The organism is Micromonospora sp. NPDC049060, assembly GCF_040649055.1.
Taxonomy (GTDB): domain Bacteria; phylum Actinomycetota; class Actinomycetes; order Mycobacteriales; family Micromonosporaceae; genus Micromonospora; species Micromonospora reichwaldensis.
The window spans coordinates 1-4,005 of record NZ_JBEZEV010000166.1 but is presented as its reverse complement, the minus strand read 5'-3'; the positions used below and the strand labels follow the sequence as shown (position 1 = coordinate 4,005).

Here is a 4,005-nt window from a genome sequence, read left to right as displayed (position 1 = left end):
GGCACCACCCACTCCTTCGAAGGCGGGCACTACATCAGCGTCGTCGGCTACCGCGACAACGGCAACACCGTCACCATCGCCGACTCCGCGGACCCCAACCAGGCCTCCTACCGGATGAGCGTCGACAACCTCGCCGACTGGATCGCCACCCGCGGCTACACCGCCTGACCCAACAACGACACACCAACACACGACCCAGCACCGCGCACCACCCAGCGACACCCAACGACAAGGCCGGCCCCCACAAGGGGCCGGCCTTCTCGTCGTCTCTCACCTCCACCCAGCATCCGTAGCCGCGCAGGCCAAAGGGCCGAGCCGAAGCCCAAGGCGGCAGCCAGGGCCGAGCCGCAGCCAGAGCCCGGGGGCACCCGCGGCGGGCGGCCCGCGTTGCCCATCCCGACGGGCACAGACCGAGGCGAGAAATCCAGCGTCCGCCAGCAGGTCAGCCGCCCGAGCGAGCAACCGAGGCGAGAAACTCCAGCATCGACCGGCAGGGCAGCCGACCGAGGCGAGCAAGTCGCTGGTGGTCAGTCGATCGGGGCGAGGAACTCCAGCCGGTTGCCGTGCGCGTCCTGGGAGTGGAAGCGGCGCAGCCCGGGCAGCTCGTCGTCGCCCCAGCTCACCGGGTACCCGGCGGCGACCAACCGGGCGGCGAGCGCGTCCAGGTCCGGCCACAGCAGGCCGGGGTGGGCCTTGCGGGCGGGGCGGAAGTCGTCCTCCACGCCCAGGTGCAGTTCCGCGCCGTGCCCGGTGAACCAGCAGCCGCCACGGGCCGCGAGCGCGGGCGGTTTGGGCTTCTCGGCCATCCCGAGCACCCCGACGTAGAAGGTCCGCGACGCCTCCTCGGAGCCGCGTGGGCAGGCGAGCTGGACGTGATGGATCATGGTGGTACCTCCTCGTCCCGAACGATGGCACGAGGTTGCGAAGTTAGCAAGACGGACGTACGGTTTTGTTGACGACGAGATCGGCGGTAAGTGTCCCCTAACCACGGCGGCACCCCGACCGGTGCGACAGACTGCTCAGGACTACTCACGGTCGCTGGTGTGAAGGAGTACGACGTGGCGAGCCTCGACACCTTCGGTGCGAAGACCCAGCTACGCGTCGGAGACGCGAGCTACGAGATTTTCAAGATCAGCAAGGTGGAGGGCCACGAACGGCTGCCCTACAGCCTGAAGATCCTCCTGGAGAACCTGCTCCGGACCGAGGACGGCGCGAACATCACCGCCGACCACATCCGGCAGCTCGGCGCCTGGGAATCCGACGCCGACCCGAGCGTCGAGATCCAGTTCACCCCGGCGCGGGTGCTCATGCAGGACTTCACCGGCGTGCCCTGCGTGGTCGACCTGGCCACCATGCGCGAGGCGGTACGGGACCTGGGCGGCGACGCCACCAAGGTGAACCCGCTCGCCCCGGCCGAGCTGGTCATCGACCACTCCGTCATCGCCGACCTGTTCGGCCGCGAGGACGCCTTCGAGCGCAACGTCGAGCTGGAGTACGAGCGCAACAAGGAGCGCTACCAGTTCCTGCGCTGGGGCCAGACCGCGTTCAACGAGTTCAAGGTCGTCCCCCCGGGCACGGGCATCGTGCACCAGGTCAACATCGAGTACCTGGCCCGTACGATCATGGAGCGCAACGGCCAGGCGTACCCGGACACGGTCGTCGGCACCGACTCGCACACCACGATGGTCAACGGCCTGGGCGTGCTCGGCTGGGGCGTCGGCGGCATCGAGGCCGAGGCCGCGATGCTCGGCCAGCCCGTCAGCATGCTGATCCCGCGCGTGGTGGGCTTCAAGCTCTCCGGCGAGATGCCGGCCGGCACCACCGCCACCGACCTGGTGCTCACCATCACCGAGATGCTGCGCAAGCACGGCGTGGTGGGCAAGTTCGTCGAGTTCTACGGGCCGGGCGTGGGCGCCGTGCCGCTGGCCAACCGGGCCACCATCGGCAACATGTCCCCGGAGTACGGCTCCACCGTCGCGATCTTCCCGATCGACGCCGAGACCGTCCGCTACCTTGAGCTGACCGGCCGCGACGCCGCGCAGGTCGCGCTCGTCGAGGCGTACGCCAAGGAGCAGGGCCTCTGGCACGACCCGGACGCCGAGCCGGAGTACTCGGAGCGCCTGGAGCTGGACCTCGGCACGATCGAGCCGTCCCTGGCCGGCCCGAAGCGCCCGCAGGACCGGGTCCCGCTGGGCAACGCCAAGACGCTGTTCCGCTCGGCGCTGACCGACTACGTGGCCGCCGACGAGACCGGCGGCGACCGTGGCCGCAAGTCGGGCGTGCCGCAGCTGGAGAAGCCGTTCGGCGTGCAGGGCCACGCCGACGAGGCGAGCGCCGAGTCCTTCCCGGCCAGCGACTCCCCGGCCAACGGGGTCAGCGACCCGGCCGACGCGCCGCGCGACCTGGAGACGGCGGCGGTCGGCTCCGGCGGGCGGGCCAGCAACCCGATCCGGGTCACCGGCGCCGACGGCGTCGAGTACGAGCTGGACCACGGCGCCGTGGTGATCGCGGCCATCACCTCCTGCACCAACACCTCCAACCCGCAGGTGATGATCGGCGCGGCCCTGCTGGCCCGCAACGCGGTCGACAAGGGCCTGACCCGCAAGCCGTGGGTGAAGACCACCCTGGCCCCGGGTTCCAAGGTCGTCATGGACTACTACGAGCGGGCCGGCCTCACGCCCTACCTGGAGAAGCTCGGCTTCCACCTGGTCGGCTACGGCTGCACCACCTGCATCGGCAACTCCGGCCCGCTGCCCGAGGAGGTCTCGGCCGCGGTCAACGAGGCCGACCTGGCCGTCGTCTCCGTGCTCTCCGGCAACCGCAACTTCGAGGGCCGGATCAACCCGGACGTCAAGATGAACTACCTGGCGTCCCCGCCGCTGGTGGTCGCGTACGCGCTGGCCGGCACGATGGACATCGACCTGGCCAACGAGCCGATCGGTGAGGACGGCGAGGGCAACCCGGTGTTCCTTCGGGACATCTGGCCCAACAGCGCCGAGATCCAGGACGTCATCGCCTCGGCGATCGGCGCCACCGGCTTCAGCGCCGCGTACGAGGACGTCTTCGCCGGTGACGAGCGCTGGCAGTCGCTGCCCACCCCGACCGGCGACACGTTCGCCTGGGCGGACGAGTCCACCTACGTCCGCAAGCCCCCGTACTTCGAGGGCATGGAGCGGGAGCCGAAGGCGGTCGTCGACATCACCGACGCCCGGGTGCTGGCCAAGCTGGGCGACTCGGTGACCACCGACCACATCTCGCCGGCCGGTTCCATCAAGGCCGACTCGCCCGCCGGGACGTACCTCGCCGAGCACGGCGTGCCGCGGCACGAGTTCAACTCGTACGGCTCGCGCCGGGGCAACCACGAGGTGATGATCCGGGGCACCTTCGCCAACATCCGGCTGCGCAACCAGCTGGTCCCCGGCGTCGAGGGCGGCTTCACGGTCAACCACCTGACCGGCGAGCAGACGTCGATCTACGACGCCTCGGTGGCCTACCAGGAGGCGGGCGTCCCGCTCGTCGTGCTGGCCGGCAAGGAGTACGGCTCCGGCTCGTCGCGCGACTGGGCGGCCAAGGGCACCATGCTGCTCGGCGTCAGGGCGGTCATCGCCGAGTCGTACGAGCGGATCCACCGCTCGAACCTGATCGGCATGGGCGTGCTGCCGCTGCAGTTCCCGGCCGGCGAGACCGCCGAGTCGCTCGGCCTCACCGGCACGGAGACGTTCTCCATCGCCGGGGTCACCGCGCTGAACGACGGCGAGACCCCGCGTACGGTCAAGGTCAGCACCGACACCGGCGTCGAGTTCGACGCGGTGGTCCGGATCGACACCCCGGGCGAGGCGGACTACTACCGGCACGGCGGCATCCTGCAGTACGTGCTGCGTCGCATGATCGCCAACTGACGTCTAACGTGTAAGGAAGGGCCCCTTGTCAACGCTTAGCGTTGCGTCGCCGTCCCCGGGGATCTCGCGGCACCCGGGCTCGGCCTGTCCGAGGCGGCCTTCGACG

The 4,005-nt window shown here is 70.1% G+C and carries 2 protein-coding genes and 1 pseudogene; 2 read left to right on the top strand and 1 reads right to left on the bottom strand.

Annotated elements, in window-relative coordinates; genetic code table 11:
• Positions 1-168: pseudogene (locus AB0B83_RS29990) on the top strand (phytochelatin synthase); the annotation flags it as partial.
• Between the two features lie 359 nt (positions 169-527).
• Here the strand turns inward: AB0B83_RS29990 and AB0B83_RS29985 are convergent.
• A complete protein-coding gene (locus tag AB0B83_RS29985) occupies positions 528-884 on the bottom strand; it encodes a VOC family protein (protein ID WP_357580989.1) in 357 nt (118 codons plus the stop codon).
• Positions 885-1,043: 159 nt separating this feature from the next.
• Here AB0B83_RS29985 and AB0B83_RS29980 point away from each other — a divergent pair, with 159 nt between their 5' ends.
• Entirely contained in the window at positions 1,044-3,899 is a 2,856-nt protein-coding gene (locus AB0B83_RS29980) for an aconitate hydratase (RefSeq protein ID WP_357580988.1), read from the top strand.
• Positions 3,900-4,005: the final 106 nt, after the last annotated feature.

Bases quoted from the DNA above. Each gene is read 5' to 3' on its own strand.
- AB0B83_RS29985 (WP_357580989.1), bottom strand. From the start codon at position 884: ATGATCCATCACGTCCAGCTCGCCTGCCCACGCGGCTCCGAGGAGGCG.